Raw genomic sequence first — 545 nt, 5'->3', positions numbered from 1 at the left:
GCTGATCGCTCTTAGCTCGACTGATCACAACACAAGCAATCTGTTTTTGTTTGCCAAAGCCTATAATTTGCGATAAGGCTTTTTTCCCCACAGGCACATAAGCCGACCCTATCGCATGCTGCTCAGACTCAGCATGGGGATCGTGGAAAAAGAAAAACTTCTCACTCATGCCGCTCAGTACTATCCAATGGGGTTCCTTTTTCCCATCAAAACGATAGGTACTAATAAGCAATAAAACACAAGCACCCTGATTGATCCACACTTCGAATTGCGACTGACTCGGTGGTGCATCAATAATATCAACCGCTTGCTCATGGAGTTGCTGACAAAAGTCTTGGTGAACTAACTCTATTACGGTTTTTTTATTCGCATCTCGAACGCTGTCGATAAAAGGAATGCCTTGTGACTGACTCCACAACTCAACATGAAACCCGCGTTTTGCCGCTGCTAATGCTAAACCTTGCCCACTACAACCACCGTGACCTGCCGCCATAAAAATCGTGGTAGCTTCACGCCACAATTGCAGCTCTTGTGTTCGACTGGGT

General features: G+C 45.9%; 1 protein-coding gene. It reads right to left on the bottom strand.

Annotated features, from left to right (window positions below):
- Positions 1-545: peptidase C39 family protein (locus B7C60_RS19095; RefSeq protein ID WP_245869299.1), on the bottom strand; the 545-nt coding region annotated here is incomplete at both ends.

Origin of the sequence: Vibrio fujianensis (assembly GCF_002749895.1) — a bacterium.
GTDB classification, from domain to species: Bacteria; Pseudomonadota; Gammaproteobacteria; order Enterobacterales; family Vibrionaceae; genus Vibrio; species Vibrio fujianensis.
This window is presented reverse-complemented; position numbering and strand designations above follow the sequence as displayed.